The following is a 4,133-nucleotide window of genomic DNA, read 5'->3' as shown; positions in this document are numbered from 1 at the left end:
GCAGCTCGCTCTTCAACCGCGCGTTCTCCAACCGCCGCGACTCGCTCATGAAGCTGAGGAGCACCAGCGGCAGCGAATCCTGCGCCGTGCTGCGCGGCACACGCGGGGGGCGCGGCAGGCCATACAAATCCGCGGCGAGATCGAAGTAATCCCCCATCTTCAACGCGCTGTCATCGCTCACGTGATACACCCTCTGCGGCCGCCCGCGCCACAGGGCGGCGACCACCGCACGCGCGAGATCATCCGCGTGGATGTGGTTCGTGTACACGTCGTCCGATGCCTGCAGCACCGGCGTGCCCTTCTCCAGCCGCTCGCGCGGCGTGCCGCCGACGCGGTCGTTCGCATAGATGCCCGGGATCCGCAGCACGCTCGCCCGCGTGCCGCTGACGCGCCCGAAATGCCGCACCAAGCGCTCGGCATCCACGCGCCGCTGCGCGCGCGGCGTGTGCGGCGCCACGGCGCGATGCTCCGCCACCATCTCGCCGCCGCAATCGCCATACACGCCGCTGGTGGACGCATACACCAGCGCCGCAGGCACGCTGCGCAGTGACAGCGCGCGCAGCAGCGCCTGCGTACGGTGGTCGCGCCACCAGTGCTGCACCGGCTCGGTGGCCGGCGGCGCGAGGTGCACGATGCGATCGGCCACGCCGGCCAGCCGCGCCAGCGTGGCCGGCTGGTCCAGGTTGCCTTGCACGGGCACGATCCCGCGCTCGCGCAGCTGCGGCACGCGCCCGGGCGAGGACGTGAGCCCCAGCACGCGCACGCGCGACGGCAGCGCCCGCGCGACGCGCAGGCCCACGTCGCCGCAGCCGATCACGAGCACGCGCTGGCGGCGGAAGCGGCCGGGCAGCGCGCCGAGGGGGTTCTGGTTTGAGGGCAAAATCGGGGAAGAACGTCACCGACGAGAGCCCGAGGATACCCAAAGCATGACAGCCGCCCCGCCGCCCGAGCGACCCTTCCAGATCACGGTCCAGCCGAGCGGCCGCCAGTTCACGGTCGAGAGCGGCGAGGCCATCCTGCCGGCCGCCATCCGCCAGGGCATCGGCATGCCCTACGGCTGCAAGGACGGCGCCTGCGGCTCCTGCAAGTGCAAGAAGCTCGAAGGCACCGTGGTGCACGGCGCACACCAGGTGAAGGCGCTGTCGCCCGAGGAAGAGGCCGCCGGCCTGATCCTCACCTGCTGCGCCGTGCCGCAGACCGACATCGTGATCGAGTCGCGCCAGGTCACCGACGAGAGCGCCTTCCCCGTGCGCAAGATGCCCTCGCGCGTCACCAGCCTGGAGAAGGTCTCGCACGACGTGGTCGTGCTCAAGCTGCAGCTGCCCGCCAACGACACGCTGCGCTACCACGCCGGCCAGTACATCGAATTCATCCTGCGCGACGGCGCGCGCCGCAGCTACTCGATGGCCAACGCGCCGCACAACGGCCCCGGCGTGGAGCTGCACATCCGCCACATGCCGGGCGGCAAGTTCACCGACCACGTGTTCACGGCGATGAAGGAAAAGGAGATCCTGCGCGTGGAGGGCCCGTTCGGCAGCTTCTTCCTGCGCGAGGATTCCGAGAAGCCGATGGTGCTGCTGGCCTCGGGCACCGGCTTCGCGCCGATCAAGGCGCTGATCGAGCACATGCAGTTCAAGGGCATCCAGCGCCCGGCCACGCTCTATTGGGGCGGCCGCCGCCCGACCGACCTGTACATGGACGGCTGGGTGCGCGAGCGCATGCAGGAGATGCCGAACCTGAAGTACGTGCCGGTCATCTCCAATGCGCTGCCGGAAGACAACTGGACGGGCCGCACGGGCTTCGTCCACAAGGCCGTGATGGAAGACTTCCCCGATCTCTCCGGCCACCAGGTCTATGCCTGCGGCGCGCCGATCGTGGTGGATTCGGCGCGCGCCGAGTATTCAGCGGTGTGCAAGTTGCCGCCGGAGGAGTTCTTCGCGGATTCGTTCACGAGCGAAGCGGACAAGCACGGGACGCAGGCGTAGGGAAGCGCGAAGCGGAAGCTGGCGATCCCGTAGGCTGGCGCGAAGCGGAAGCTGAGCCTTGCGAAGCCCAGCGGTGCGCGAGCGCTGCGAAGCGCTGGGCTTCCGGCGCGCATTCGCGCGCGGTCAGCACCAGCCTACGAAAAGCGCGCCCATCCGCGCCTATCGCCGCCCCTGCAACCGCAGCCAATTCTCGTAGGCGCTGTTCATCCGGTCGTTCCGCGCCGACGCGCCCAGGTCGGTCGACGGTGATGCCGCGCCGGCGCCCATGGCGCGGGTGCCGCGGCGCTCCATGCGCGCGCTGGTGCGTTGGGCGTGCGCCTTCTTCGCCTTGGCGCTCTTCTGCGCATGCCCGGCCGCCTTGTGCGTGCCGTCGGCCGACATCGCGTGGCCGCTGTGCTCGCTCGAACCATACGAACCGCCGGACTGCGCGAACGCGCTGCCTGCGAAGGCCAGCGCCGCGGCGATCACGAGGACGTGGAGCTTCATGGTGGGTTTCCTTTCCGGGACAGGGGTGGAGGGCCTCTACTGAACGCCTCTGCAGCAACGCGCGGTGTCGGACGTGACGCACGCGCCGCGTCAGTCTTTCGCGGTACTGCCCGCGCACTTGCGACAATGCAGGGCATGAAACGTCGACAACTCCTCCTCTCCTCGGCCGCCGCGGCGGTGGCCGTCGCCGCCCCCGCCACCCGCGCCCAGGGCCGCCCGATCCGCCTGATCGTCCCGTATTCGGCGGGCGGGCCGATCGACACCACCGCGCGCGTGCTGGCCGAGCGCGTCAAGGACTCGCTGGGCACCGTGATCATCGACAACAAGCCGGGCGGCGGCGGCAACATCGGCGTCGATGCCGTGGCCAAGGCCGCGCCCGACGGCCTGACCATCGGCATCTCGGCCGTCGCCACGCACGCCATCAACCCGTGGCTGTTCTCCCGGATGCCCTTCGACCCGGTGAAGGACTTCGCGGCCATCACGCAGATGGTGCGCGTGCCCAACGTGCTGGTGGTCAACGCGCAGACCGCCGAGCGGCTGAAGATCAACACGCTGCGCGACCTGATCGCCTACGCCAAGGCCAACCCCGGCAAGCTCAATTACGGCAGCGGCGGCAACGGCAGCGCGGGCCACCTCGCGGGCGAGATGTTCAAGCGCGATGCCGGCATCTTCGCCGTGCACATTCCCTACAACGGCGGCAACCCAGCGCAGCTCGCCCTGCTCTCGGGCCAGGTCGACTTCAACTTCGACAACCTGGCCACCGCGGCCCCGAACATCCGCGCCGGCAAGCTCAAGGCGCTGGCCGTGACCACGCTCAAGCCCTCGCCCTACCTGCCCGGCGTGCCGCCCGTGGCCGACACCCTCAAGGGCTTCTCCATCGACACCTGGTGGGGCCTGGTGGCGCCGGCGGGCACGCCGCGCGACGCGATCCAGAAGCTCAACCAGGCCTTCGTGGCGGCGCTCAATTCGCCCGAAGCGAAGTCGCGCTTTGCCGGCCTGATGGCCGAGCCCGTGCCCACCACGCCCGACGAGTTCGCCGGCTTCATGAAGAGCGAGCTCGCCAAATACGAGAAAGTTGTGAAGGCCTCGGGCGCCAAGGTCGATTGAGGCTGAGCGGGGCCTCCTACAGGCCTTGTGCGGTTTGTCCGACAGCGCCTGCCTCAGCCGCGCACCACATTGAAAGCTCCAAGCACAACATGAGGGAGCCCGCCATGTGGTCCGAGCGCAATGTCCTGGTGTTGGTCCTTGGGCTGGCGGCGTGCCTCGCCGCCGCGGCCCAGTCTGCCGGGTCGTTGCGATGGCGTGCCGGCGGGGCCGCGCTGGGGCTCCAACCCGCGGCCGCTGCGCCCGCGGTGCAGTGCGGTCCCTTCTCCCTCTCCTGCGCTTCCACCGCCGTCGTGCCGCTCTATGCGAGCCGCGTCACTCCGCGCAGCCTCAGCATGCAACTCGGTGCGGGCGATGCGGACACGCCTTTCCGCAGCGACCGCACCCAGGGCCTGAGCCTCGCCCTCGTCGGCAAGACGGGCGCCTTCTCCGCCCTGGGCATCTACGGGCGCGTGGGCACCATCGGTGCGCGCGGCAACGGCTTCACCACCCTACCCGGCGCCGAGGGCGGCACCACCTACGGCGTGGGCCTGAGCTGGGACTTCTCTCGCAGTGCTT

Annotated in this window: 4 protein-coding genes and 1 pseudogene; 3 read left to right on the top strand and 2 right to left on the bottom strand. The window is 70.0% G+C overall.

What is annotated here, in order from left to right; translation table 11 throughout:
- Positions 1-880 (bottom strand): SDR family oxidoreductase (locus tag VFM98_RS23760; RefSeq protein WP_325112367.1); only part of this gene is annotated, 880 nt, incomplete at its 3' end.
- A gap of 46 nt (positions 881-926) precedes the next feature.
- On the opposite strand from VFM98_RS23760, the gene VFM98_RS23755 reads away from it, so the two are divergent.
- Positions 927-1,985, top strand: a complete 1,059-nt coding sequence (locus VFM98_RS23755) for a CDP-6-deoxy-delta-3,4-glucoseen reductase (protein WP_325112366.1) — start codon at positions 927-929, stop codon at positions 1,983-1,985.
- Between the two features lie 159 nt (positions 1,986-2,144).
- Here the strand turns inward: VFM98_RS23755 and VFM98_RS23750 are convergent, their stop codons facing one another.
- Positions 2,145-2,471, bottom strand: a complete 327-nt coding sequence (locus VFM98_RS23750) for a hypothetical protein (protein ID WP_325112365.1) — start codon at positions 2,469-2,471, stop codon at positions 2,145-2,147.
- 135 nt (positions 2,472-2,606) lie between these two features.
- Between VFM98_RS23750 and VFM98_RS23745 the strand changes: the two genes are divergently transcribed.
- Together VFM98_RS23745 and VFM98_RS23740 are read left to right on the top strand one after the other, a co-directional pair.
- Positions 2,607-3,578 carry a tripartite tricarboxylate transporter substrate binding protein gene (locus VFM98_RS23745; protein WP_325112364.1) on the top strand — a complete coding sequence of 324 codons (972 nt, stop codon included), beginning with the start codon at positions 2,607-2,609 and terminating at the stop codon, positions 3,576-3,578.
- Positions 3,579-3,667: 89 nt separating this feature from the next.
- Positions 3,668-4,133 (top strand): annotated as a pseudogene (locus tag VFM98_RS23740) (hypothetical protein); the annotation flags it as partial.

This window comes from Ramlibacter sp. (genome assembly GCF_035706265.1).
In the GTDB taxonomy this organism is placed as follows: Bacteria; Pseudomonadota; Gammaproteobacteria; order Burkholderiales; family Burkholderiaceae_C; genus Ramlibacter.
The sequence above is the reverse complement of the archived record's forward strand: the minus strand, read 5'-3'. Positions and strand labels throughout refer to the sequence as shown.